Source organism: Streptomyces sp. NBC_01431 (assembly GCF_036231355.1).
Taxonomy (GTDB): domain Bacteria; phylum Actinomycetota; class Actinomycetes; order Streptomycetales; family Streptomycetaceae; genus Streptomyces.
Genome location: NZ_CP109496.1, coordinates 3619140 through 3643540 on the forward strand (window position 1 = coordinate 3619140; position 24401 = coordinate 3643540).

Genomic DNA, 24401 nt, shown 5'->3' on the forward strand with positions numbered 1-24401 from the left:
CCTGCGCCCGTTCACACCCCCATGCACCCCGGAAACGGCAACGCAGCGCAGCCGTCCGGGAACTCTGCGTAACTCCGCGCCGTTTCTTCAGTTGCTCCGGTCATGGCCCTCACCGTCCCGGCTCCTCGCACCCCGCTGGATGGCTCGCTCGCGCACTGGTACGAGCGCGAACTCGGCTGGGCCGTCTCCGCGGGTCCTCCACTCCAGCTTCTCACCGGACTGCGCTTCGACGTACTGGAACTCCCGGCGACCGCCGGCTTCGCGCTCCTCGCCCGGTACGAGCACACCGGTCCGGTAGCCCTGATGGGGCGGCGGATGCGGCTGCTGGTCGCCGCCGGCAGCGCGGAGGAGCTGCCGGGGCTGCTGGACTGGCTGGAGTGGGGCGGGGTCGACCTCGATCTGACGGCCATCGGCGCGGGCGGTCGGATCACCGCCCCGCTGCCGCCGGGCCGGCCCGGCTCACAGGGGGCCGCCGAATGGCTGCGACCCCCCGAGCCCGGATGCGAGGTGGAGACACGGCTCCCGGCGTTCACCGGATTCGCACAATCCGCGAAATCCCCGGAATCCAGCGGATTCACAGGATTCGCCAAGGGCGGTGGCGCCGGTACGGACAGCGCTTCCGGGGGCCCCGGGAGTGGATGCTCCGGCTCCCCCGGACCCCGCGGTGGCCGCGCCGCGGGCCTCAGCCTGGTGAGGCTGGTGGCCGCGGCGGCGACGGAATGCCACCGGGCCCGGTTGTTTCACGCTAAATCCCCAGGTGGTGCGGGGAGTGCGGAAACTCAGCCGTTCTGCTTCTCGTAGGCCTCACGGATTTCGGCCGGGACGCGTCCGCGGTCGTTCACGTTGTAACCCTGCTCCTTGGCCCACTTGCGGATCTCGGCGGTGTTCTGGTTGCCGGTGCCGAGCAGCGCGCCACGGGCCTTGCCGCGACCGCCCGCCGCGCGGCCACCGGTACGCCGGCCGCTCTTGACGTAGGGCTCAAGGAGACCGCGGAGCTTGTCCGCGTTGGCGGTGGTGAGGTCGATCTCGAAGCTCTTCCCGTCAAGAGCGAACGTCACGGTCTCGTCAGCCTCGCCACCGTCGAGGTCATCGACAAGAAGGACCTGAACCTTCTGTGCCACCGGATTTCCTTTCATCGAAAATGCAGTACGCGGAAAGGAAACCGCTTTTGCGTGGAAAACACAAACCCCCGGGAGAGGTTCAGGATCCTTGCACAGCGGGAAACGTACGCGATTCGGACATAGGGTTCCGACAGCTTCCTGCCGCTTCCCCGATCACAGGTGCAGAAGCATCCGGGTGTTGCCCAAGGTGTTCGGCTTCACTCGTTCGAGACCGAGGAACTCGGCGACGCCCTCGTCATAGGACCGCAGCAGCTCGCTGTAGACATCTGTGTCGACGGTATCGACCGGAGTCTCCCCGATCTCGGTGAAGCCGTGCTTCGCGAAGAACGCGACTTCGAAGGTGAGGCAGAAAACCCGGCTCACTCCGAGCCTGCGCGCGGTCCGCAGCAGCTCACCGAGCACGAGATGCCCCACACCCGCGCCCGTGAACTCGGGATCCACGGCGAGAGTGCGTACTTCGGCGAGGTCTTCCCACATCACGTGGAGCGCCCCGCAACCGACCACCCGGCCGTCCGAGTGGCGTTCCGCCACCCAGAACTCCTGGATGGACTCGTAAAGCGTGACGGTTGCTTTGTCGAGCAGGATCCCGTCCCCGACGTACGCGTCGAGAAGGCTTCGCACGGCCCGTACATCGCTCGTCCTGGCCCGGCGGACGGTGACGGCATTAGCGGCGGGATAAGACATGCCTGGACGCTATCGCCCCGCTCCGGCCCCGGACGCATCGCCCTCTTCGGATCCGCGTTCGACTTCCGGACCGGCTTCGGGTTCTGGTGCGGCTTCGGGTTCTGGTTCGGGTTCCGGCTCCTGCACCATGCGGACGGCATCGCGCAGGGCTTCGCGCTCCTCGGGGGACATCATGCCGAAGAAGGCGACGAGAGCGGCCGCCCGGTTGTCGCTCTGGGACCAGGCTTCGTTCATCAGCGCGGCGGCGTACGCGGCGCGCGTGGAGACCGCCGTATATCGATAGGCCCGGCCGTCGACTTCCCTGCGGACCCAGCCCTTCTGATGGAGATTGTCCATTACGGTCATGACCGTGGTGTACGCGATGGACCGTTCCTGCTGAAGGTCTTCGAGGACTTCCCGGACGGTCACCGGACGGTTCCACTGCCAGACGCGCGTCATGACGGCGTCTTCCAGCTCTCCCAATTGACGGGGCACATCTGCACCATAGTGGGAGATGTCGCGAATGGCTGGTTATTTTCCGCGGGCGGGCAGCAAAAAGGGCGCACGGCGGGAAATGCCCCGTGCGCCCCTGCTGGGTGTGTGCCTGTGTGCCGCGCCGTCCCGACCGCGGGGTCAGGAGGCGGGCTTGTGCTCCGCGGCTTCGGCGCGCGCGAGCGCGATGTCCACGGCCGCGTCCTCCTTGCCCTTGTTGGGGCCGCCCTGGCTCTTCACGATCGTCACGACGAGCGCGGTGAAGAAGACGGCCATCACCACGGGGGGCAGAAGCGCGGAAACGTAGTCCATACCGACAGGGTAGCTACCCGGCCGCGCGCTGCGCGGGCGGGGGCGCCGGGCGGCGGCGCGGCGGGAAGACCTCGGACGGCTTGGGCACCGGGCGCTCGGGCGCGGGCGTCGGGCGGGCCGGGGCTCCCGGGCGCGGCTCGGCACCCTTGTCCTTGTCCCCGGCGCGCCCGCCGACCAGCGTGAGCAGCCGGGTGCGCTGGCCGGGCGCGGTCGTGGCGCGACCCGCCGGACGCGCCCGCACGGAGCGCTCGGCCAGCAGCCGGCAGCGTTCGAGCAGGGCCGCGCAGACCGGGTTCGAGCGCAGGGCGCGCAGGGCGGCCAGGTCGTGGGGTCCCGGGTCGTAACCGGCCGCCAGGGCGTCCTGGAGCAGCTCGGTGTAGCCGGGCAGCGAGCCGGGGAGGGCCGCGCGGTAGCGGGCGAGGTCGGCCAGCAGGAAGGCGCGCAGCCGGTCCCTCTCGCGGACGGCCTCGTCCACGGAGTGGGCCAGGCGCAGACAGTCCTGGATGTCCTCGTCCTGGACAGTGCTGGGATGGAGGGCGATGGCGAGGGCGCGTCGGAGCACACGCAGCTCGTCTGCGCCGAACGCCATGCCGCCACGGGATCCGTATGGCGTGGGCATGCAGTGACGATACGTGCTAATTGGACAAAATCCGCTTAATTACCCGATATCCGGCGCGTTGGCAATCCGGAAAGCCGACGGCGGCGGCTCGAATGGCGGCGCGGATAAGCGGGGCGGCGGCGCGGGAAAATCAGCGCCACCGCCCTATGGGCGTCCGGCTCCGCCTCAGGAGCGCGCCACGTTGCGCTCGTACACCAGCCGCAGGCCGATCAGGGTCAGCCACGGCTCGTGCTCGTCGATCTCCTCGGCCTCGCCGAGGACTGTCGGGGCCAGGCCGCCGGTCGCGATGACCGTGACGTCGTCGGGGTCGCCGCCGGGCCCGACCAGCTCCCGCTTCATGCGCCGCACCACGCCGTCGACCTGACCGGCGAATCCGTACACGATGCCGGACTGCATGGCTTCGACGGTGTTCTTGCCGATCACCGAGCGGGGGCGGGCCACCTCGATCTTGCGGAGCTGGGCACCCCGGATGCCAAGGGCGTCGACGGAGATCTCGATGCCCGGGGCGATGACGCCGCCGGTGTACTCGCCGCGCGCGCTCACCGCGTCGAACGTCGTGCCCGTGCCGAAGTCGACCACGATCGCCGGGCCGCCGTAGAGCTCGACGGCGGCCACCGAGTTGACGATGCGGTCGGCGCCGACCTCCTTCGGGTTGTCGGTCAGGACCGGCACGCCCGTCTTGATGCCCGGCTCCACGAGCACCGCGGGGACGTCGCCGTAGTAGCGGCGGGTCACCTCGCGCAGCTCGTGCAGGACGGAGGGCACGGTCGCGCAGATCGCGATGCCCTCGATGCCGTCGCCCAGTTCCGCGCCGAGCAGCGGGTGGGTGCCCATCAGACCGTTGAGCAGCACGGCCAGTTCGTCCGCCGTGCGGCGGGCGTCGGTGGAGATCCGCCAGTGCTCGACCACCTCTTCGCCGTCGAACAGGCCGAGGACGGTATGGGTGTTGCCGACATCGATCGTGAGCAGCATCAGGCCCGGCCCTCTCGGGTGGCCTCGCGCAGGTCCAGGCCGATGTCGAGGATCGGCGAGGAGTGCGTGAGGGCGCCGACCGCGAGGTAGTCGACGCCCGTCTCGGCGTACTCGGCCGCGTTCGCCAGGGTGAGGCGGCCCGAGGATTCGAGCATCGCGCGGCCGTTGACCAGGGCGACCGCCTCGGCCGTCCGCTCCGGGGTGAAGTTGTCGAGCAGGATCAGGTCGGCGCCGGCGTCCAGGACTTCGCCGACCTGGGCCAGGGTGTCGACCTCGACCTCGATCGCCAGGTCCGGGAAGCGGTCGCGTACGGCCTTGAAGGCCTCGGCGACGCCACCCGCGGCGACCACATGGTTGTCCTTGACCAGGGCCGCGTCCGACAGCGACATGCGGTGGTTGACGCCGCCGCCGCAGCGGACCGCGTACTTCTCCAGGGCGCGCAGGCCCGGGGTGGTCTTGCGGGTGTCGCGGACCTTGGCGCCGGTGCCTTCCAGGGCGTCGGCCCAGGCGCGGGTGGCGGTCGCGATGCCGGACAGCCGGCACAGCAGGTTCAGCGCGCTGCGCTCGCCGGTCAGCAGGTCGCGGGTGCGGGTGGTGACGCTGAGCAGCTTCTGCCCGGCGGCCACCCGGTCGCCGTCGGCGACGTGCCGCTCGACCTCGAACTCCTCGGTGCACACGATGGACAGGATCGCCTCGGCGACCCGCAGGCCCGCGACCGTACCGGCCTCGCGGGCCGTGAAGTCGCCGGTGGCGACGGCGTCCTGGGGGACGGTCGCGGCCGACGTGACGTCGATCCCGCCGTCGAGGTCCTCCTCGATGGCGAGGTGGGCGATGTCCTCGACCTGTACGGGGTCCAGGCCCGACTCGGCGAGCAGCGCGGCGAGCGCCGGGTCGAGCCCGCACTCGTACACCTCCTCGCCGCCGCCGCAGCCGCAGCCGTCGCCGCAGCCGCCCTCGGCGGGCGCACCGATCTGGATCAGGGGGACGTCCACCGGCTGGGGACGGAGTTCCTCGGGCGTGCTCACGGTTACGGCTCCAGGGGGGTGGCGGCGACGGTCGGGGGGAAGGTGGCACCGGCGGTGGGACGGATGTCCAGGGACCGCTCGGGCGTGATGCGGACGACGAGGTGGCGCTGCCAGGAGGCGTCGTCGCGGTCCGGCCGGTCCTCGCGCCAGTGGCAGCCGCGGGTCTCCTCGCGGGCGGCGGCAGCGGCGACCAGGACCCGGGCGACGAGCAGCAGGTTGGTGGTCTCCCACGCCTCGACGCCCGGCACGGCCGCCTTGTGCTCGTCGGCGCGGATCGCCTCCAGGCGGTCGGCGGCCTCGGCGAGGCTGTCGGCGGAGCGCAGCACTCCGGCGCCCGCGGTCATGATCCGCTGGACCTGGATCCGGGCGGCCGGGTCGAGCAGCGGCACGGCAGCGCCCTGCGGCTCAACGCCAACTGCCTTGCCCGGTACGTAGGTTGAGACGTTCGCCGCGATGTCCGCCGCGATGTTCTCCGCGAAGACCAGGCCCTCAAGGAGGGAGTTGGAGGCGAGCCGGTTGGCGCCGTGGACGCCGGTGCAGGCGACCTCGCCGCACGCGTACAGGCCCGCCACCGTGGTGCGGCCGCGCAGGTCGGTGCGGATGCCGCCGGACGCGTAGTGCGCGGCCGGGGCGACGGGGATCGGCTCGGTCACCGGGTCGATGCCGTGCGAGCGGCAGGCGGCCAGGATGGTCGGGAAGCGCTGCTCCCACATCTGGGCGCCGAAGTGCCGGGCGTCCAGGTACATGTGCTCAGTGCCCCGCGCCTGCATCTGGCGGGTGATGGCCTTGGCGACGATGTCACGCGGGGCGAGCTCCGCCAGCTCGTGCTGACCGAGCATGAAACGGGTGCCCGACGCGTCGACCAGGTGGGCGCCCTCGCCGCGCACGGCCTCCGACACCAGCGGCTGCTGGCCCTCGGAGTCCGCGCCGAGGAACAGCACCGTCGGGTGGAACTGGACGAATTCGAGGTCGGAGATCTCGGCGCCCGCGCGCAGCGCGAGGGCCACGCCGTCGCCGGTGGACACCGACGGGTTGGTGGTGGCCGAGAACACCTGGCCCATGCCGCCGGTCGCCAGCACGACGGCGGGCGCGCGGACCGCACCCACGCCGTCGTGCTGGCCCTCGCCCATCACGTGCAGGGTGATGCCGGCGGTGCGGCCCCGCTCGTCCTTGAGGAGGTCGAGCACCAACGCGTTCTCGATGGTGCGCACGGCCTGCGTACGGACCGCTTCGACCAGCGCGCGGGAGATCTCGGCGCCGGTCGCGTCCCCGCCCGCGTGCGCGATGCGGCGGCGGTGGTGGCCACCTTCGCGGGTCAGCGAGATCGCACCCGTCTCGTCGGTGTCGAAGTGGGCGCCGGTGGCGATCAACCGCCGTACGGCGTCCGGGCCCTCGGTCACGAGCAGGCGTACCGCGTCCTCGTCGCACAGGCCCGCTCCCGCCACCAGGGTGTCGCCCAGGTGCTGATCGGGGGTGTCGCCCTCGCCGAGTGCCGCCGCTATGCCGCCCTGCGCCCAGCGCGTCGAGCCGTCGTCCAGGCGGGCCTTGGTGACGACGACCGTGGCGAGGCCCGCCGCCGTGCAGCGCAGGGCGGCGGTCAGGCCCGCGACTCCGGAGCCGACGACCACGACGTCCGCGTCGATGGCCCAGCCGGGTGCGGGGGCGTCAAGCCGTATGCCGGTGCTTGTCATTCCGGTGCTCCGAACGTGAGCGGGATGTTGTCGATGAGGCGCGTGGTGCCGACACGGGCGGCGACCGCGAGGACCGCCTCACCGCCGAACCCGTCGCAGGCCTCCGTGAACGTCGCCGGGTCGACCAGCGCCAAGTAGTCGGCCACGACCGGGGGTTCGGCCTTGGCCGCCTCGTCGAGCACGCCTTGAGCCACGGCCTTGATGGCCACGGGGGACGGCGCCGCCGCGGCGACCGCGTACGCGTCGGCGGCGGCCCTGGCCTCGCCGATCGCGGTGAGCGCGTCGGCGCGGCCCGTGGCCGCGCCCGCGGCGGCGGCCCGCGCGTACAGGGCGTGCTCGGCGGCGAGCCGGTCGCGGGCCGCGAACAGGGCACGGGAGAGGGCGAGGGCCGCGGTCCGCTCGGCCGGGGCGAGATAGCGGTTGCGGCTGGAGAGCGCGAGGCCGTCGTCCTCGCGCACCGTCGGTACGCCGACGATCTCCACGGGGAAGTTCAGATCGCGCACCATGCGCCGGATCAGCGCGAGCTGCTGGGCGTCCTTCTGCCCGTACAGCGCGAGGTCGGGCGCGGTCAGGTGGAGCAGCTTGGCGACGACGGTCAGCATGCCGTCGAAGTGGCCGGGCCGGCAGGCGCCTTCGAGGCGCTCGCCCATGGGGCCCGCGGTGACGCGCACTTGGGGCTCGCCGCCGGGATAAACCTCTTCGACCGACGGCGCGAACACCGCGTCGGCGCCCTCGCGTTCGGCGATCGCGCGGTCCGCGTCCAGGGTGCGCGGATAGCGGTCCAGATCCTCGCCCGCGCCGAACTGCAACGGGTTGACGAACACGGTGACCACCACCTGCCCGTCGGAGCCGGCCAGTCGGCGTGCGGTACGGATCAGGGTGGCGTGGCCCTCGTGGAGCGCGCCCATGGTCATGACGACGGCGCGGCGGCCGGTCCGCTCCAGGGCCGCGAGCTCCGCGGCCGTACGCACGAGGGCGGTCTTGGCGGCCTGGGCCTTCATCGGGCTTCTCCTTCGGCGAGGACGCCGAGCAGGTCCTCGGCGAGCTCGGGCTTCAGCAGTCCGTGGGCGAGCGCCCGGTCGGCGGTCGTACGGGCCATCGCGAGGTAGCCGGCGACGGTGCCCGGCGCGTGCTTGCGCAACTCGGCGACGTGGGCGGCGACCGTGCCGGCGTCGCCGCGCGCGACCGGACCGGTCAGGGCCGCGTCCCCGGAGCGCAGGGCGTTGTCGAGCGCGGCACCGAGCAGCGGGCCGAGCATCCGGTCGGGGGCCTCGACGCCCGCTTGGCGCAGCAGCTCCATGGCCTGGGCGACCAGCGTGACCAGGTAGTTCGCGCCGAGCGCGAGGGCCGCGTGGTACAGCGGGCGGGCCGCCTCCTCGATCCACTCCGGTTCGCCGCCCATCTCGATGACCAGCGCCTCGGCGGCGAGCCGCAGCTCCTCGGGGGCGGTCACGCCGAACGAGCAGCCCGCGAGCCGCTGGACGTCCACGCTCGTGCCGGTGAACGTCATCGCGGGGTGCAGGGCGAGCGGCAGCGCGCCGGCCCGTCGGGCGGGGTCGAGGACGGCCGTCCCGTACCGCCCCGAGGTGTGCACCAGGAGCTGGCCGGGCCGGATCGCGCCGGTCTCGGCGAGACCCTCGACCAGACCGGGCAGCGCGTCGTCCGGAACGGTGAGCAGCACCAGGTCCGAGCGCTCCATGACCTGGGCGGGCGGGACCAGGGGCACGTCGGGCAGCAGGGTGGCGGCCCGGCGCACGGAGGCGTCGGACACGCCGGAGACCGCGACCGGGCGGTGACCGGCGAGCTGGAGCGCGGCGGCGAGTGCGGGGCCGACCCGGCCCGCGCCGACGACGCCCACGGCGAGGCGGGCGGGGCGGTCCGCCGGACTGTGGTCGAAGCGGTGCTCTGGTGATGCGTTCACGCGTGGGGGCCTTCCGTTCCAGTCCGCGAGGGGTACCGGACGCCAAACCAAAATCAAACGGCCCCGTCATGCTACGCCCCGGGCCGGAAAACTCCGTTGGTTGTCCACAGGCTGTGGGCGATCATCACACCATGGCAGATCCCGAGCTCCATCCCCTCCCCGAGTCCACCTCCGACGCCCCCGGCGGGACGGCGGACAAGACCCCGGAACAGGCCCGGCAGCACCGCCTGGCCGTCTTCCGGGGCGCCAAGCGGACCCTGGCGGACCAGACGGTCGACCACACCCTCGCGGAGCGGCTGACGGCCCTCCTGGCGGACGGCGCCGAGGTCTACGACCTGGACGAGTTCCCCGACGTCTACGGCAACGGCGCCGTGGCCGAGCTGGAGCGGCGCACCGCCGAGGCGCTCGGCTTCCCCGCCGCCGCGTTCTTCCCGACCGGCACCATGGCCCAGCAGGTCGCCCTGCGCTGCTGGGCCTCGCGCACCGGCGACCCGACGGTCGCCCTGCACCCCATGGCCCACCCCGAAGTGCATGAGCGCGACGCGTTCAGCCAGGTCAGCGGGTTGCGCACGGTCCACCCGACGGAGGAGCCGCGACTGCCGAACGCGGACGAGGTACGCGGCTTCGAGGAGCCGTTCGCCACCCTGATGCTGGAGCTTCCGCTGCGCGACGCGGGCTACGTCCTGCCAACCTGGGACGAACTGGTCGCCGTGGTCGACGCGGCCCGTGAGCGCGACGCCGTGGTGCACTTCGACGGCGCCAGGCTCTGGGAGACCACAGTCCACTTCGGCCGCTCCCTGCCCGAGATCGCGGGCCTCGCGGACAGCGTGTACGTGTCGTTCTACAAGACGCTGGGCGGCCTGTCGGGCGCGGTCCTGGTGGGCTCCGAGTCACTGATCGAGCAGGCCCGCACCTGGCGGCACCGCTACGGCGGCCAGCTCTTCCAGCAGTTCCCCGCCGCCCTCGCGGGCCTGCTCGGGCTGCGCAAGGTGCTGCCCGAACTCCCCTCGTACGTGGCCCACGCCAAGGTCGTGGCCGAGGCCATGAAGGAGGGCTTCACGGCGGCGGGCGTGCCGTGGTTCCGCGTCCATCCCGAGCCGCCGCACACCCACGAGTTCCAGGTGTGGCTGCCGTACGACGCCGAGGTGCTCAGCGCGGCCGCGCTGGCCCAGGCCGAGGAGAGCGGCGTCTGCCTGTTCCGGCGCTGGTTCGCCAACCCCTCGGGACCGGCCGGCCTCGCCTTCACCGAGGTCACGGTGAACGCGCCGGGCCTGGCGTGGACCGCCGAGGACGTACGCGCCGCGGTGGCCGACTTCGTACGACGGCTGCCGTAACCGGTGGTCCCGGCGCCCCGCCCGCTCAGCGGCAGGCGGGCGGGTGGTGACGGGGGTGGTGCGGGGCGAACAGGCGGGCCAGGGCCGCGCGCAGCCGGCCGGTGGCGAGCCGGCCCGCCAGAACCGCCTCGAAGCGGCGGTAGTCCCGCAGTTCCCGCAGCACCGCCACGTCGTGGGTGCCGGGGAGCGGCGGCGCGCTCTCACCGAGCCGGGCCATGCGGTAGCTGTCGATCATGTGCTGCTGTATCGCGTCCATGCCTCCACGGTGAACCCGTTCGGGCCGCCCGTCGCGCTGATTGACGAGCCGCGTCAAATGGCGCTGACCAGCGGCGCCGATTGACCGGGACCGTCAATCGGCGGGGGCGTTGTCAGTGGCCCGGTGCACGATGGGGCCATGAGCGTGACCATCGACATCACGGGCCTGCCCGCCGAGCGCATCGACTTCTCGATCTCGCCGCTCGCCGAGCTCGGCCTGGCCCTGCACGCGCTCTCCGAGCCCGGCCACCACCCGGGCCTGCACGGCTGGGCGACGGCGACCGCGGCCGCCCTGAAGCCGGACCTCGCCGACCGGCTGCACGAGGCCGATTTCCTGTGGCGCAACACCTTCTCCGACGTGTTCATGCCCTTCGCGGGCATACCCGGCTGGGACGGGCGTACGGGCTCGACGCTCGCCGAGGACCTGGACCTGCTCGACCGGCTCTCCGACGAGCGGTTCACCGCCGCCGCCCTGGAGTTCACCTGCTCCAGCCTGTACGGGGTCAAGACGCCGTCCCCGCTGCGCGATCCGGCGCTGCGCGTGCGCGCCCTGGAGATGGCGGCGACCCGCGGCCCGCGCCAAGTGGAGTTCACCCAGCGCCTGTTGAGCGACCCGGCGTCCGTGCGGGCGTGGGTGCGGCGGCTCCTGGAGGACTGCGAGGAGGCCTTCTTCGCGGACACCTGGCAGCGGGTCCGGGTCCAACTGGCCGCCGACGCGCGGCACAAGGCGGAGCTGCTGCGCCGCAAGGGGCTCGGCGAGGCCGTCCAGGCGGTGTCGGCCGCGCTGAGCCTGGACGCGAGCGGGACACGAATCAGCGTGGACAAGCTGACCGAGGGGCGGACGACCGCCACCGACCCGGAGCCCGGCGCCGGCCTCACCTTCGTGCCCACCTCGTTCGGCTGGCCGCACCTGATGGTGCTGCACGCCCCGGGCTGGCGGCCGGTGATCCACTATCCGGTGCACGGACCCGAACTGCCCTCGCCCGCCTCGGTCGAGGTCCTCAAGCTGCGGATGGAGGCCCTCGCGCACCCGATGCGGATGCGGCTGTGCCGCAACCTGGCCCGCTCGCCGTACACGACGAGCGAGCTGGCCGACGCACACGGCATCACCGCGCCCGAGGTCTCCCGCCACCTGGCCGTCCTGAAGAAGGCCGGGCTCATCACGACCCGGCGGCGCGGGCGTTACGTACTGCACCAGCTGGACCTGACGGTGGTGGCCCGCCTCGGCAGCGACTTCCTTGAGGGGGTGCTGCGGTAGCGCTGCGCGGGGGCGGTCGAGGCGACTGCGGCCAGTCGGCGGCTGGTCGCGCGGTCCACCGCGCCCCTCGGGGCGCTCGGCGCTAGGACACCCTCAGCAGGAGCTTGCCCGTCGAGGTGCGGCCCTCCATCAACTCATGGGCGGCGGCCACCTCTTCGAGAGGGAACTCCGCCGTGATCGGCAGCTCCACCTGGCCGGTGGTGGCCAGCCGCAGCGCCCGCCCGGCGATGTCGCGCAACGCCCCCCGGTCGCCGGCCGCCGCGAGCCCCAGGATCGAGAAGCCCGAGACGGTGCGACCGCGCGAGTACAGCTCGGCCTGCCCGACCTGCCAGGCCTGCTCACCGCTCGCGTTGCCGTACGAGACAAGCCGGCCGAACAGGGCGAGCGACTCCAGGCCGCGGCGCAGGGTCTCGCCGCCGACCGGGTCGAGCACCAGGTCCACGCCCCGGCCGCCGGTGGCCCGCAGCACGTCCGCGTCGAAGCTGTCGGTCAGGAAGGCGTCGTCGTAGCCGTGCTTGCGGGCGTAGTCGGCCTTGGCCTCGCTGGAGACCACGCCGTACACCGCGCCCGCCCCGGCCAGCTTGGCGATCTGCCCGGCAACGGTGCCGACGCCGCCCGCCGCGCCCTGGACCAGGACGCTCTCGCCGGGCTGTAGCCGGCCCACCTCGTGGATGAGGGCGTGGGCGGTCGGCAGCACGGTGGGCAGCGTGGCCGCGGTGCGCAGGCTCACGCCCTCGGGTACGGGGAAGACGGTGACGGCCGAGGCGAGGGCGACGTCCGCGTAGGCTCCGCCCTCGGTCATCGCGGCGACCTCCTGGCCGACCGCGAGGCCCTCGACCCCGGCGCCGATCGCGCGGATGCGGCCGGAGAGTTCCAGGCCGGGCACGAAGGGCAGCGAGGCGACCCGGTATCCCGCCGAACGCGCCTTCAGATCCGCGAAGTTGACGCCGGCGTAGGCGACGTCGACGCTCACCTCACCGGGCCCCGGCCGCGGCACCTCCGCCTCCACCAGCTGGAGAACCTCCGGACCGCCGAACTCGTCGAATCGGATCGCGCGCATGTCGCCACTCCCCCGCACTTGAATTGCCCTGGGTTCCGAACGAGCCCGATAGTACGACGCCCGTCGTACTAAGACAATGCCGGTCGGCGAGGGCCCGGGGCTGCACCGGGTCGCGGCGGCCCGGCGCGGAGCGGAAGGCCGCGCGCCGGGCGGACCCGGCACCGGCGGGCCCGCCGGTCAGACGGCGCCGCCACCCGCGCGGACCAGCCCCGTCTCGTACGCCAGCACCACGACCTGCACCCGGTCACGCAGGCCCAGCTTGGTCAGGATGCGGCCCACGTGGGTCTTCACGGTGGCCTCCGAGAGGACCAGGCGGGCGGCGATCTCGCCGTTGGACAGCCCCTGGGCGACGAGCAGCATGACCTCGCGCTCGCGCTCGGTCAGCTTCTCCAGCTGCTTGTGCTCCGGCTCCTTGCCGCTGGCCGGGAGCATCGGCGCGAACCGGTCCAGGAGGCGGCGGGTCGTGGAGGGCGCGACCACCGCGTCCCCGCTGTGCACCGAGCGGATCGCGCCGAGCAGTTCGGCCGGGGGCACGTCCTTGAGCATGAAACCGCTCGCGCCCGCCTTCAGCCCGGAGAAGGCGTACTCGTCCAGGTCGAAGGTGGTGAGGATCAGCACCTTGGGGGGATTGGCCGCCGCGCAGATCCGCCGGGTCGCCTCCACCCCGTCCAGCTTCGGCATGCGCACGTCCATCAGGACCACGTCCACCTCGGTCGCCCGGAGCACCTCGATGGCCTCCGCGCCGTCGCCCGCCTCCGCGACGACGTCCATGTCCGGCTGCGCGGCGAGCACCATCCGGAACCCCGTGCGCAGTAGCACCTGGTCGTCCACGAGCATCACGCGGATCGTCATCGTTCTCTCTCCATCACGCCGTACAACGGTACGTACCCCAGCACGTACAGGAAATCAGTGAGCCGGCTTCAGCGGCAGCAGGGCGCTGATCCGGAAGCCGCCGCCGGGGCGCGGCCCCGCGTCCAGCGTGCCGCCGACCATGCCGATGCGCTCGCGCATGCCGATCAGGCCGTGCCCCTGACCGTCGGCGCCGCCGTCCTCGTACATCTCGTGGGCGGCGCCCCGGCCGTCGTCCTCGACGAGGAGGCCGAGCCCGTCGTCGAAGTACACGAGCCGCACGCTCGCCCCCGCGTCCGGACCGCCGTGCTTGCGGGTATTGGTGAGGGCTTCCTGCACGATCCGGTAGGCCGTGAGCTCCACGCCGCTGGGCAGCGGGCGCGGGGTGCCCTCGATCTTGAAGTCGACGGTGAGGCCCGCCCCGCGGACCGTCTCCACCAGATCCTCGATCTGCTGGACATCGGGCTGCGGCACGTACTCCCCCGCCTCCTGGTGCTCGCCGGTGCGCAGCACCCCGAGGAGCCGGCGCATCTCGGCGAGCGCCTGGCGGCCGGTCATCGAGATAGTCTCCAGGGCGGTCTTCGCCTGGTCCGGCGAGCTGTCCATCACGTACGCCGCGCCGTCGGCCTGCACGACCATCACCGACACGTTGTGCGCCACCACGTCGTGCAGCTCACGGGCGATGCGGGCCCGCTCGGCGGCGACCGCCACCTTGGCCTGCGCCTCGCGCTCCCGCTCCAGGCGCGCGGCCCGCTCCTCCAGTTGCGCGAGGTAGGCCTTGCGGGTCCGCATCGAGTCGCCGAGCACCCAGGCGAGCACGAACGGGACCGTCATCATGACGATGAAGAAGGCCTTCTCCGTCGCGGAGTTGGGCCCGGTGTCCAGCCAGCGCACATGCGCGAGCGGCGCCGCGCACAGCCCCGCGACGAGCGCGACCCGCGAGGCCCAGCGCTCGCCCGCGGAGGCCACCGTGTAGATGATGACCAGCATCGCGAAGTCCTGCACCTGGGGCTGCACGTTGAGTACGAGCTGGGCGACGCCCACGGCGATCACGAGCAGCAGCATCTTCTCGGGCACCCGGCGGCGCAGCGCCACGGCCGCGCTCATCCCGAGCGCGACCAGGAGCTGGATGGGCCAGCCCGCCTGGCGCGGATCGTGCGCCGCGGCCGCGACTTGCAGGCAGGAGAACCCGAACAGGATGACGGCCCAGAAGGTGTCGACCCCGGTCGGGTGTCTGCGGATGAAGTCGTAGAGGCGCTGCACGTAATCAGCGTAGGGAAAGGGGATAGGTGCAGGGGTCAACCGCCGGGGCGATCCTGATCCCGGCGGCGTACTCCGCAAGGTGGAGACTTGGCCCCGTGACGGATGAGACGTGTCAACACGCGGCGGGTACGAGTGACGCGGAACCGGGGTCGCCGGGCGCCCCCGTCGGCTGGCGTGCGGCCACCGAGCGGGCGCTGTACGGGCCGGGCGGTTTCTATCTGCGGCCCGAGGGGCCGGCCGGGCACTTCCGCACGTCGGTGCACGCCTCGCCGCTCTTCGCACGGGCCGTCGCCCGCCTGCTCACCGAGGTCGCGGCCGGGCTCGGCCCCGGCCCGGTCGACCTCGTGGACGTGGGTGCCGGGCGCGGGGAACTGCTCACCGGGGTGCTGGCCGCGCTGCCTGCCGGCTTCCCCGTCCGCCCGTACGCCGTCGAGCGCGCCCCCCGCCCGGCCGGGCTCGACGAGCGGATCGTCTGGCGTGCTTCGGTGCCCCGGGGGGTCCGGGGTCTGCTCTTCGCCAACGAATGGCTCGACAACGTGCCCGTCGAGGTCGCGGAGGTCGATCCGGACGGGGTGGCCAGGCTCGTGCTCGTACGGCCCGACGGCAGCGAGACGCTGGGCGAACCGGTGTCGGGCGCGGACGCCGCGTGGCTGGAGCGCTGGTGGCCGCTGGGTGAGCCGGGCACGCGGGCGGAGATCGGTCGGCCGCGGGACGAGGCGTGGGCGTCGGCCCTCGCCGCGCTGGACGCGGGGGTCGCGGTGGCCGTCGACTACGCCCATACGAGGCAGGCGCGGCCGCCGTTCGGTTCGCTGAGCGGGTTTCGCGGCGGGCGGGAGGTGGCGCCGGTGCCGGACGGGTCGTGCGACATCACGGCGCATGTCGCGCTGGACGCGTGTGCGGGGGGTTCCGGGGAGCTGACCTCGCAGCGCGAGGCACTGTCCCGGCTCGGCGTCTCGGCGACGCGGCCCCCGCTGTCGCTGGCGTCCTCGGACCCGGCGGCGTACGTCCGCGCGCTGGCCGCGGCGGGCGAGGCGGCGGAACTGACGGCCCGGGGCGGCCTGGGCGACTTCGGCTGGCTGACACACCGGGTATGACCCCGTGGCGCTACCCCCGGCGGGGGCTGGGCCGCAGGCCACGCGGCCTCGGGGGATACTGGCCCGCATGACGGAGACGACGGTCGGGATCGGGGGCGGGGCGGAGAGCACCGACATGGTGCTCAACATCGGCCCCCAGCACCCCTCCACCCACGGAGTGCTACGCCTGAAGCTCGTACTGGACGGCGAGCGCATCCAGCACGCCGAGCCGGTCATCGGCTACATGCACCGCGGCGCCGAGAAGCTCTTCGAGGCCCGCGACTACCGCCAGATCGTGATGCTGGCCAACCGCCACGACTGGCTCTCCGCGTTCTCCAACGAGCTCGGTGTCGTCATGGCGGTCGAGCGGATGCTCGGCATGGAGGTCCCCGAGCGCGCCGTGTGGACCCGCACGCTGCTCGCCGAGCTGAACCGGGTCCTCAACCACCTGATGTTCCTCGGCTCCTACCCGCTGGAGCTCGGCGGCATCACCCCCGTCTTCCACGCCTTCCGCGAGCGCGAGGAGCTCCAGGCCGTGATGGAGGAGGTCTCCGGCGGCCGCATGCACTACATGTTCAACCGCGTCGGCGGCCTCAAGGAGGACCTGCCGCTGGGCTGGCTCGGCCGGGTGCGGCACGCCATCGCCTCGGTGCGGTCGCGGATGGACGTGTACGACCGCCTCGTGCTCGGCAACGAGATCTTCCGGGCCCGGACCAGGAACGTCGGCGTGCTGTCCGCCGAGGCGGTGCACGCGTACGGCGTGAGCGGCCCCATAGCGCGGGCCTCCGGCGTCGACTTCGACCTGCGCCGCGACGAGCCGTACCTCGCGTACGGGGACCTCCAGGACACCCTGAAGGTCGTCACCCGCACCGAGGGCGACTGCCTGGCCCGCTTCGAGTGCCTCCTGGAGCAGACCCACAACGCGCTCGACCTCGCCGACGCCTGCCTCGACAAGATGGCAGACCTGCCGCCCGGCCCGATCAACCAGCGGCTGCCCAAGGTACTGAAGGCGCCCGAGGGCCACACCTACGCCTGGACCGAGAACCCGCTCGGCATCAACGGCTACTACCTCGTCAGCAAGGGCGAGAAGACGCCGTACCGGCTTAAGCTGCGGTCGGCCTCGTACAACAACATCCAGGCACTCGCCGTGCTGCTGCCGGGGACGCTGGTCGCCGACATGGTGGCGATCCTGGGGTCGTTGTTCTTCGTCGTGGGCGACATCGACAAGTAGGCCCAACCGGGTTGCCGCGCCGGTCAGTTGGACCAGTGGCCCCGGACGGCGGCAAGGACGAAGCCGGGGCCGAAGCCGATGATCAGGCCGCGCTCGTCGTGGCCGGGCGGCTCGGTGAACGTACGGGACAGCACGTCGAGGACCGCCGAGCCGCCCAGGTTCCCGTTCTCGGCGAGACTGGCCCAGGCGGTGCGCAGGGCCCCGCCCGCGCGGTCGCCGTCGAGCTGGAGGCCGGCGGCGATGTCGTCCAGGATGCGCGGACCGCCGGGGTGGACCACCGCGAAGTCGAGCGGCCGGCCGTCCGCCGCCAGCCATTTACGGATGGCGGGCAGGCAGTCGTTGAAGGCGGCGGTGGCCGCGCGGGTGGAGTCGAAGTGCAGCCCGGCGCCGGTCAGCCGCCCCCGGTAGCGGTCGGCGCTGTCGGGCAGCGCGTACTCGAAGGCGTCCTCGATGACGAAGCTCGCCCCGCCCCAGGAGGGGCGCGCGGAGACGACCGCGGCGGCGGCGCCGTCCCCGAACAGGACCTTGTAGACCATGGATTCGCGGCTGGTGTCCGCGTGGTTGTACGTCGCCGCGGACAGGCATTCCGAGGTGACGACCAGGACGTTGGCGCCGGGGTGGGCGGCGATGTCGTCGCGGGCGCGGAGCAGCCCCTGGGCGCCGCCCGCACAGCCGGTCGTGCTCATGGGGTGGCGCCGGATCTCGGGCCGCAGACCGAGTGCGGCGATCAGGTGGAGGTCGAGGCTCGGCACGGTCCAGGAGGTGGTGTGGCTGGTGATGACGCAGTCGATGTCCTCGGGCCGCAGCCGGGCCGCGTCCAGCGCTCTGCGGGCCGCTTCGACCGCCATGACCGACGCGTCCTCGTAGGCCGCCCGGTTGCGCTGTTCGACAAGGGCATTTCCGGCCACGGTCGGCGCGCCCAGCGGACGGCAGAAGTGGCGGGTCTCGACGGTCGTCGCCCGAGCGATCCTCAGGAAGGCCTCCAGGCGCGGCAGGTCCGGATGGGCCCGGCGGATGTCGGCGCAGATCTCGTCGGTCGTCACGGTGTTCCCCGGGAGGGCCACACAGGGAGGTGCTATGTGAGCAGGCACGGACGAACTCCCTCAGAAATCGAAAAGGGCAGATCCTTAACGTACGTCAGGCGGCCTGAATCGATCCCCGAAATGAAAAAACTTGGTCAACTGGCCGTCTGGACAGACGCGTTCCAGCTCGCGGGCGATACGCCCGGGACAGCAGCCAGCATGCCCCGGGCACCCGGAAAAGTGACCGGCCCTGCGACACATGGGAGTAAGCGGGCCGCCGGGGCGTCAGCTAGGAGATGGCGGTGCGCAGTTCGGCGAGGTCGAGCTGCTCGGTCTCGTCGTGCGCGGTCAGGTCGATGACCTCGCCGACGACCTTATCGGGGCTCTGCTGCGCCCGGCTCGCCAGAACTTCCTCGCCCACCACGTCGGCGAGGTCCTCGTCCTGTACGGCCTCGATCGCGGCGGCCGCCTTGTGCCCGGCACCGGCCTGCCCCGCGCCGGTACCGAAGAAGTCGAAGCTGCCCTCGGGGCGAACCGCCCGGCGCGCCGTGTACGGCACCACGGCGGCGGCGACCGGCGCGGGGGCGGCGGGCAGTTCGGCCCGCCGGGGCTTGGCGGGGAGGGCGGACGACGGGCGGGCGTGCTGCCCGCTGCCGACGGCCGCCGAGGGCTTCCCCTGCGGCCCCTCCGCCTCCCCGGACTCCGAGCCGGCCCGCGCCGACTCCGCCTCGGCCCGTGCCTTCGCCTGGCGCTCGGCGCTGAGCGAGAGGCGCTCCAGGGCGCGGGCGGCCGCGAGATAGGCGGCCGGGGTCGGGGTGCTGCCCGACGGCATCAGCGCCTTGGGGGCCGTCGCCTCCAGGGCGAGTTGGCGTCGCCCCTCCAGTGCGCTGGCCCGCTCGGTCTCGGCGTTGGCGTAGCGCCGCAGCAGGGCCGCGTGTTCGCCGCGCAGCCCGGCCAGCTCCATGCGCTTGGTGCGCAGCTTGGCGTCGAGGCGGCCGCGCAGCTCGCGCGACTCCTCCAACTCGGTCTCCAGCTCGGCGATCCGCTCCTCGGTACGCCACTGGTCGGCGGCGCGCGAGCGGGTCAGCTCGGCGACCCGGCGGCCCGCCGCCCGGTCCCAGCTGCGCATCAGCACCGAACCGGTGACGCAGGCCGCCGCGGCGGCGGCGGCCAGTGCTCTGAGCACCGTGGGCTGGTCGAAGAGCCAGGCACCACCGGCGCAGATGACCGAGACGCCGGCGACGGCCGACGGCTGAAGGAGCCGGTGCAGCGGAGGGGAATGACGGTGGCGTCCACGTGGCATGGCCTGAAATTTACCGTGCGTAGGCGTCACATGTACCCCCGCCCGCCAATCTGTTCCCCTGTAGTTACTCCGATCGCCAATTTCGACTACTTCTTGATCAGCCCCTTCGACTGGAGATACGCCTTGGCGACATCGGCCGGCTTGGCCCGCTCGGCATCGACCTTGCGGTTCAGATCGACCAGATCGGCCGTCGTCAGGGCCTTGGTCAGCTTGCCGAGCGCATCGGCTATCTCCTGGCCGCCGGCGTCCTTCGCATTGACGACGGGCAGCACGTTGTCCGCGTTCTGCAGCTTCTTGTCGTCCTGGAGCAGAACAAGGCCGTAGGTGTCCAGGGTGGCGTCGGTCGTGGTGGTCAGGACCAGTTGATCGACGCCGTCCTTGACCGCCTGCTTGGCCTGCGGGGTGCCGACGCCCTTGGGGTCGATGCCGGCGACGTCGATCCCGTACTTGGACGTCAGACCCGGCGCGCAGAACGGCCGGATCTTGCACTCGTCACCCGCGGCGATCTTCACCTTGGCCTTCGACGTACCCAGATCCGAAAGGGACTTGAGGTTGTTCTTGGCGGCGAATTCCTTGGTCACCGCGAACGCGTTCTGATCCACCGCCGCACCGGCCGGCAGCACCTTCAGACCGCGCGGCCCGGCGAGCTTGGACAGTTCGGCCACGGTGGCCGTGACATCGCTGGAGGCGAGCGGCTTGTCCTTCGCCGTGTCACCGTTCACCTTGGCATTGAGGAATTCGGTGAGGGTGGCCGCGTATTCCGGTACGACATCGATCTCGCCCTTCTCCAGGGCGGGTTCGTACAGTTCGCGGTTCTTCACCGTGGTGACAGAGGTCGAGTACCCGGCGTCGGCGAGGACCTGGGAGTACAGCTCGGCCAGGACCGCGGACTCGGTGAAGCCGGCCGCGCCGACGACCAGCGAGCCCTTCTTCCCGCCGCCGGTACTGCTGGACGTGCCGTTGTCCTTGTCGTTCTTGCTCTTCTCCAGGCTGTCGCCACCACACGCGGCGAGCGAGCCCGCGAGCGCCACCGTGCCGAGCACCGCACCGGCCGTACGCAGGATCTTGCTCATGAAGATTCACCATCCAGAGAATTACGGGGTAACGGATCGCGGGTTTCGCGGATCACGATCAGCGGATCAAGGGGTCACGAACGCTTGCGCAGCGGGCTGAACAGGCGGTCAAGGCCCACCAGCGCGCCCTCCACGAGCAGCGCGAGCGCCGCCACCAGCAGCGCCCCCGCCACCACCTGCGGGGTGTTGTACACCGCGAAGCCCTCGGTGACTATGCGGCCCAGGCCACCGAGGCCGGCCATCGCGGCGATGGTCGCCGTGGCGATGATCTGGACCGCCGCCGACCGGAGCCCGGTCATGATCAGCGGGTAGGCGAGCGGCAGTTCGACCTGGAGGAAGAGCTGACGCCCGGACATCCCCATGCCGCGGGCCGCCTCCACCGCGGCCCGGTCCACCTCGCGCATGCCGACGTAGGCGTTGGTCAGCAGCGGCGGCACCGCGAAGAGCACCAGGGCGATCACGGTCGGCAGATAGCCCGCGTTGCGCAGCGGGGTCACCATGAACAGGGCGAGCACCGCGAAGACGGGTATCGCCCGGCCGACGTTGGAGATGTTGACCGCGAGCGCGCCGCCCCTGCCGATGTGCCCGAGCCACAGCGCGAGCGGCAGGGCGACCAGGCACGACACCACCAGGGCGAGCGCGCTGACGTACACGTGCTCACCGAGCCGGTGCCAGGCGCCGTCCTCCCCCGACCAGTTGGCGCCCGTCGTCAGCCACGTCCAAGCCTGCGCGAAGACTCCCATGGTTCAGACCGCCTTCGCCGTACGGATCCGGGTCCAGGGCGTGAGCAGCCGCTGGAGACCGAGCAGCAGCAGGTCGGCGGCGATCGCGAGCACCACGCACAGCACCGAGGCGGTCAGGATCTGCGCCTTGAAGAAGGTGGGCAGGCCCTGCTCAATGAGGTTGCCGAGGCCGCCGTGGTCGACGAGGGAGCCGATCGTGGTCAGCGCGACGGTGGCGACGGTGGCGATCCGCAGACCGGCCATCAACGCGGGCAGCGCGAGCGGCAGCTCGACCTCGAACAGCAGCCGTATGCGCCCGTACCCCATGCCGCGCGCCGCCTCCAGGGCATCGGCGGGCACCGATTCGAGCCCGGCCAGGATGTTGCGCACCAGGATCGTCAGTGAGTAGAGCACCAGGCCCGTGATCACAAGGCCGGCCGAGAGGCCGAAGACCGGGAGCAGCAGGGCGAACATCGCGAGCGAGGGGACCGTGTAGAGCACGGTCGTGAAGCCGAGCACGGTCGCCGCGACGCCCTTGCGGCCCCGGGCGAGCAGCGCCAGCGGGAAGGCGACGAGCAGCCCTATGAGCACGGACACCGCGGTGATCCAGACGTGCTGGACCGTCGCGTCGGTCAGCTCCTGGCTGCGGGAGCTGACGTACTCCCAGCAGATCCAGTCGTTCGCCGCCAGGCAGTTCCCGGCCACTCCCCCACCTCCCCCGGCCCGCTCCGTACGTCTGTCTGAAGACCCTAACCCTGACCACTGACAATCGACTCGGGCCTTCGCATTACAGCAACATGGGCTTCACACAAGGGCGGTCACCACCCGGCACAATGGGGCATCATGATCCGGTTCGAGCACGTCACCAAGCGGTACGACGACGGCACCACCGCCGTGGACGACCTGTCCTTCGAGGTGGCAGAGGGTGAACTGGTCACTCTCGTAGGACCGTCCGGCTGCGGCAAAACCACCACGATGAAGATGGTCAACCGGCTCATCGAGCCGACCAGCGGGCGGATATTCCTGGACGGCGAGGACATATCGACCGTCGATCCCGTTCAACTGCGGCGCCGCATCGGCTATGTGATCCAGCAGGTCGGTCTCTTCCCGCACAAGACGGTCCTGGAGAACACCGCGACCGTCCCGCACCTGCTCGGCGTGAAGAAGGCGAAGGCCCGCGAGCGAGCGGCCGAACTGCTCGACCTGGTGGGGCTCGACCCCAAGACGTACGGATCGCGCTACCCCGAGCAGCTCTCCGGCGGCCAGCGTCAACGGGTGGGCGTGGCAAGGGCGTTGGCGGCCGATCCGCCGGTGCTCCTGATGGACGAGCCGTTCGGCGCGGTCGACCCGGTGGTGCGCGAGCGGCTCCAGAACGAGTTCCTCAGGCTCCAGTCGCAGGTGCGCAAAACGGTCCTGTTCGTCACCCACGACATCGAGGAGGCGGTCCGCCTCGGCGACCGCATCGCCGTCTACGGGCAGGGCGCCATCGAGCAGTTCGACGCCCCCGCCGCCGTGCTCGGCACCCCCGCCACCGAGTACGTGGCGGACTTCGTGGGCGCCGACCGGGGTCTCAAGCGGCTCTCCGTCACCCCCATCGAGGAGAGCGACCTGGAGCAGCCGCCCGTGGTCCACCTCGACGACCCGCTGCCGGCCGAGGTGCCGCGCTGGGCGGTCGTCCTGGATGCCGAGGACAACCTGCACGGCTGGATCTCCGCCGAGCAGGCCCGGCTCGGCAAGGGCACAGTCCGCGAGCACGCCCGGCGGATGGAGGCCTGGCTGCCGGTCGGCGCCTCGCTGAAGCAGGCCTTCGCGACGATGCTCCAGCACGACGCCGGCTGGATCGCCGTGATCGACCGCGCGGAGCGCGGCCGCTTCCTCGGCGTCCTCACCCCGGCCCGGCTCCACGAGGCGCTGCGCCGCTCCGTCGACGCGGACGCCAAGGACGTGCCCCGGACCGAGGTGAAGGTCGAGTCGGTCGAGTCGGTCAGTTCGCGCTGAGCCGCCCGCTCATCCACTCCAGGGTCGGCGGGATCTCGCGCCGCCAGGTGTTGAAGTTGTGCCCGCCACTGTCGAGCGTGATGGACGACACACGGCCGGGCGCCTTCACCTTGGCGATGAAGGACCGGGTCGGCTTGAGGTTGTCCTCGCCGGACAGCGAGGTGGTGACCAGGAAGGACGACTTGCCCTGCGGCAGGTGGTCCAGGCTCCACAGCAGGTTGGCCCGGTTCTCCTCCTTCTTGTTGCCGTGGAAGAGGTCACCGGTCGTCGGGTCGTCCGCCGCCTTGTAGTACGCCGACAGTCCCGCGCTCGCCGCGAACTGCGCGGGGTGGTGCATGCCGATCTTCAGCGCGCAGTAGCCGCCGGTCGAATCGCCGATGAAGCCCCAGTTCTGCGCTTTTGTGCCGACCCGGTAGTTCGCCGAGATCGCGCCCGGCACGTCCTTCGCGAAGAACGTCTCGGTCTGCGGGCCGTTCGGTATGTCCACGCATTCGGTGTCCCGCTGACCCGCCACCGTCGGGCGCATCATGATCAGGATCATCGGCTGCATCTTCTTCTGTTTGGCCTGCGTCCACGCCGTCTTCGGGTACCGCAGGCCCTTGAGCAGGTTCTCGGCGGTGCCCGGGTAGCCGGTCAGCACGATCGCGGCCGGGAAGGTCTTGTTCTCGTACGCCTTCTGGAAGTACTCGGGGGGCAGATAGACGTAGGCCGGGCTCGTGATCTTCGACTTGGCGCCGGCCAGCACGATCTTCTGGATCTCGCCGCCCAGCGCCGGCTTGCCCGCCCCCGGCGTCTCCGGCTTCTGCTTGTCGATGACCTGGACGTTCGTGCCGCCCGCCGAGTGGTCGACGACCTTGCCCATGTCCTGCTCCTGGCCGAACAGGTCCGCCCAGGACCCGTAGAACAGGAACGAGTTGTTGGCGGCCAGACCGACCGAGGCGAAGATCGCCAGCTGGGTCGCGAGGAGCAGCCCGACGCGGCCCGTCACAGCCTTCCAGCTGCGCCGTGCCAGGCGCGGCCACAACCAGATGGTGACCGCGAACAGCACCACCGCCAGGAACACGGCGAGTGCCAGAACCTTGTTGCTCGTGAGACCCATGAGGCGCTGAAACTTTCTGACTGAGAATTTCCTGAGACCAAGGGA

The 24401-nt window shown here is 71.7% G+C and carries 26 protein-coding genes; 6 read left to right on the forward strand and 20 right to left on the reverse strand.

Going from position 1 to position 24401, the window contains the following annotated elements:
* Nucleotides 1-102 precede the first annotated feature (102 nt).
* On the forward strand, nucleotides 103-801 hold the full coding sequence (locus OG522_RS16555) for an SCO3374 family protein (protein ID WP_329463744.1): 699 nt from the start codon (nucleotides 103-105) through the stop codon (nucleotides 799-801).
* Here OG522_RS16555 and OG522_RS16560 read toward each other — a convergent pair.
* The 10 genes from OG522_RS16560 to OG522_RS16605 all read right to left on the reverse strand — a co-directional run bounded on the left by OG522_RS16560 (nucleotide 780) and on the right by OG522_RS16605 (nucleotide 8816).
* Entirely contained in the window at nucleotides 780-1121 is a 342-nt protein-coding gene (locus OG522_RS16560; protein ID WP_053729112.1) for a histone-like nucleoid-structuring protein Lsr2, read from the reverse strand. The two genes, OG522_RS16555 and OG522_RS16560, sit on opposite strands and share 22 nt — an antisense overlap.
* A 153-nt stretch (nucleotides 1122-1274) precedes the next feature.
* Nucleotides 1275-1805 carry an amino-acid N-acetyltransferase gene (locus OG522_RS16565; RefSeq protein WP_329463745.1) on the reverse strand — a complete coding sequence of 177 codons (531 nt, stop codon included), beginning with the start codon at nucleotides 1803-1805 and terminating at the stop codon, nucleotides 1275-1277.
* 9 nt (nucleotides 1806-1814) lie between these two features.
* A complete protein-coding gene (locus OG522_RS16570) occupies nucleotides 1815-2279 on the reverse strand; it encodes a BlaI/MecI/CopY family transcriptional regulator (RefSeq protein WP_329463746.1) in 465 nt (154 codons plus the stop codon).
* Nucleotides 2280-2417: 138 nt separating this feature from the next.
* The gene (locus OG522_RS16575; RefSeq protein WP_329463747.1) at nucleotides 2418-2588 is read right to left on the reverse strand and encodes a hypothetical protein; all 171 of its coding nucleotides are present in this window, start codon (nucleotides 2586-2588) and stop codon (nucleotides 2418-2420) included.
* A gap of 13 nt (nucleotides 2589-2601) precedes the next feature.
* Nucleotides 2602-3177, reverse strand: coding sequence for a hypothetical protein (locus tag OG522_RS16580; protein ID WP_329467618.1), 576 nt, complete (start codon nucleotides 3175-3177; stop codon nucleotides 2602-2604).
* Between the two features lie 195 nt (nucleotides 3178-3372).
* Nucleotides 3373-4179 (reverse strand): type III pantothenate kinase, encoded by an 807-nt coding sequence (locus OG522_RS16585; RefSeq protein WP_329463748.1) that lies wholly within the window; start codon nucleotides 4177-4179, stop codon nucleotides 3373-3375.
* Nucleotides 4179-5204, reverse strand: a complete 1026-nt coding sequence (gene nadC / locus OG522_RS16590; protein WP_329463749.1) for a carboxylating nicotinate-nucleotide diphosphorylase — start codon at nucleotides 5202-5204, stop codon at nucleotides 4179-4181. Before nadC ends, OG522_RS16585 begins: the two co-directional genes overlap by 1 nt.
* Nucleotides 5205-5206: 2 nt before the next feature.
* Entirely contained in the window at nucleotides 5207-6895 is a 1689-nt protein-coding gene (locus OG522_RS16595; protein ID WP_329463750.1) for an L-aspartate oxidase, read from the reverse strand.
* On the reverse strand, nucleotides 6892-7896 hold the full coding sequence (gene panC / locus OG522_RS16600) for a pantoate--beta-alanine ligase (protein WP_329463751.1): 1005 nt from the start codon (nucleotides 7894-7896) through the stop codon (nucleotides 6892-6894). The genes OG522_RS16595 and panC overlap by 4 nt, the downstream gene beginning before the upstream one ends.
* Complete coding sequence (locus OG522_RS16605) at nucleotides 7893-8816, reverse strand: Rossmann-like and DUF2520 domain-containing protein (protein WP_329463752.1); 924 nt, start codon at nucleotides 8814-8816, stop codon at nucleotides 7893-7895. Before OG522_RS16605 ends, panC begins: the two co-directional genes overlap by 4 nt.
* Nucleotides 8817-8947: 131 nt before the next feature.
* Between OG522_RS16605 and OG522_RS16610 the strand changes: the two genes are divergently transcribed.
* Complete coding sequence (locus OG522_RS16610) at nucleotides 8948-10150, forward strand: threonine aldolase family protein (protein WP_329463753.1); 1203 nt, start codon at nucleotides 8948-8950, stop codon at nucleotides 10148-10150.
* A gap of 25 nt (nucleotides 10151-10175) precedes the next feature.
* Here OG522_RS16610 and OG522_RS16615 read toward each other — a convergent pair whose 3' ends face one another.
* Nucleotides 10176-10406, reverse strand: coding sequence for a hypothetical protein (locus OG522_RS16615; protein WP_329463754.1), 231 nt, complete (start codon nucleotides 10404-10406; stop codon nucleotides 10176-10178).
* A 144-nt stretch (nucleotides 10407-10550) separates the two neighbouring features.
* Here OG522_RS16615 and OG522_RS16620 point away from each other — a divergent pair, with 144 nt between their 5' ends.
* Nucleotides 10551-11663, forward strand: coding sequence for a DUF5937 family protein (locus OG522_RS16620; RefSeq protein WP_329467619.1), 1113 nt, complete (start codon nucleotides 10551-10553; stop codon nucleotides 11661-11663).
* 82 nt (nucleotides 11664-11745) lie between these two features.
* Here the strand turns inward: OG522_RS16620 and OG522_RS16625 are convergent, their stop codons facing one another.
* The 3 genes from OG522_RS16625 to OG522_RS16635 form a co-directional block, all read right to left on the reverse strand.
* Entirely contained in the window at nucleotides 11746-12723 is a 978-nt protein-coding gene (locus tag OG522_RS16625) for a quinone oxidoreductase family protein (RefSeq protein WP_329463755.1), read from the reverse strand.
* 177 nt (nucleotides 12724-12900) lie between these two features.
* Entirely contained in the window at nucleotides 12901-13575 is a 675-nt protein-coding gene (locus OG522_RS16630) for a response regulator transcription factor (RefSeq protein ID WP_329463756.1), read from the reverse strand.
* A 54-nt stretch (nucleotides 13576-13629) separates the two neighbouring features.
* On the reverse strand, nucleotides 13630-14835 hold the full coding sequence (locus OG522_RS16635; protein WP_329463757.1) for a sensor histidine kinase: 1206 nt from the start codon (nucleotides 14833-14835) through the stop codon (nucleotides 13630-13632).
* A 194-nt stretch (nucleotides 14836-15029) separates the two neighbouring features.
* On the opposite strand from OG522_RS16635, the gene OG522_RS16640 reads away from it, so the two are divergent.
* Both OG522_RS16640 and OG522_RS16645 read left to right on the forward strand, forming a co-directional pair.
* Nucleotides 15030-15929: an SAM-dependent methyltransferase gene (locus OG522_RS16640; protein WP_329467620.1), complete on the forward strand. Its 900-nt coding sequence runs from the start codon at nucleotides 15030-15032 to the stop codon at nucleotides 15927-15929.
* 67 nt (nucleotides 15930-15996) lie between these two features.
* Entirely contained in the window at nucleotides 15997-17139 is a 1143-nt protein-coding gene (locus tag OG522_RS16645; protein WP_329463758.1) for an NADH-quinone oxidoreductase subunit D, read from the forward strand.
* Between the two features lie 23 nt (nucleotides 17140-17162).
* Here OG522_RS16645 and OG522_RS16650 read toward each other — a convergent pair whose 3' ends face one another.
* From OG522_RS16650 to OG522_RS16670, 5 genes are all read right to left on the reverse strand, one after another.
* Nucleotides 17163-18182 carry a PhlD gene (locus OG522_RS16650; RefSeq protein ID WP_329463759.1) on the reverse strand — a complete coding sequence of 340 codons (1020 nt, stop codon included), beginning with the start codon at nucleotides 18180-18182 and terminating at the stop codon, nucleotides 17163-17165.
* A 268-nt stretch (nucleotides 18183-18450) separates the two neighbouring features.
* Complete coding sequence (locus OG522_RS16655; RefSeq protein WP_329463760.1) at nucleotides 18451-19464, reverse strand: hypothetical protein; 1014 nt, start codon at nucleotides 19462-19464, stop codon at nucleotides 18451-18453.
* 86 nt (nucleotides 19465-19550) lie between these two features.
* Nucleotides 19551-20537, reverse strand: coding sequence for an ABC transporter substrate-binding protein (locus tag OG522_RS16660; protein ID WP_329463761.1), 987 nt, complete (start codon nucleotides 20535-20537; stop codon nucleotides 19551-19553).
* Between the two features lie 74 nt (nucleotides 20538-20611).
* Nucleotides 20612-21280, reverse strand: coding sequence for an ABC transporter permease (locus tag OG522_RS16665; protein WP_329463762.1), 669 nt, complete (start codon nucleotides 21278-21280; stop codon nucleotides 20612-20614).
* Between the two features lie 3 nt (nucleotides 21281-21283).
* Complete coding sequence (locus OG522_RS16670) at nucleotides 21284-21964, reverse strand: ABC transporter permease (protein ID WP_329463763.1); 681 nt, start codon at nucleotides 21962-21964, stop codon at nucleotides 21284-21286.
* A 138-nt stretch (nucleotides 21965-22102) separates the two neighbouring features.
* On the opposite strand from OG522_RS16670, the gene OG522_RS16675 reads away from it, so the two are divergent.
* Nucleotides 22103-23257 carry an ABC transporter ATP-binding protein gene (locus OG522_RS16675; RefSeq protein WP_329463764.1) on the forward strand — a complete coding sequence of 385 codons (1155 nt, stop codon included), beginning with the start codon at nucleotides 22103-22105 and terminating at the stop codon, nucleotides 23255-23257.
* On the opposite strand, the gene OG522_RS16680 is transcribed toward OG522_RS16675, so the two are convergent.
* Nucleotides 23244-24356 carry an alpha/beta hydrolase gene (locus OG522_RS16680; protein WP_329463765.1) on the reverse strand — a complete coding sequence of 371 codons (1113 nt, stop codon included), beginning with the start codon at nucleotides 24354-24356 and terminating at the stop codon, nucleotides 23244-23246. The two genes, OG522_RS16675 and OG522_RS16680, sit on opposite strands and share 14 nt — an antisense overlap.
* Nucleotides 24357-24401 lie beyond the last annotated feature (45 nt).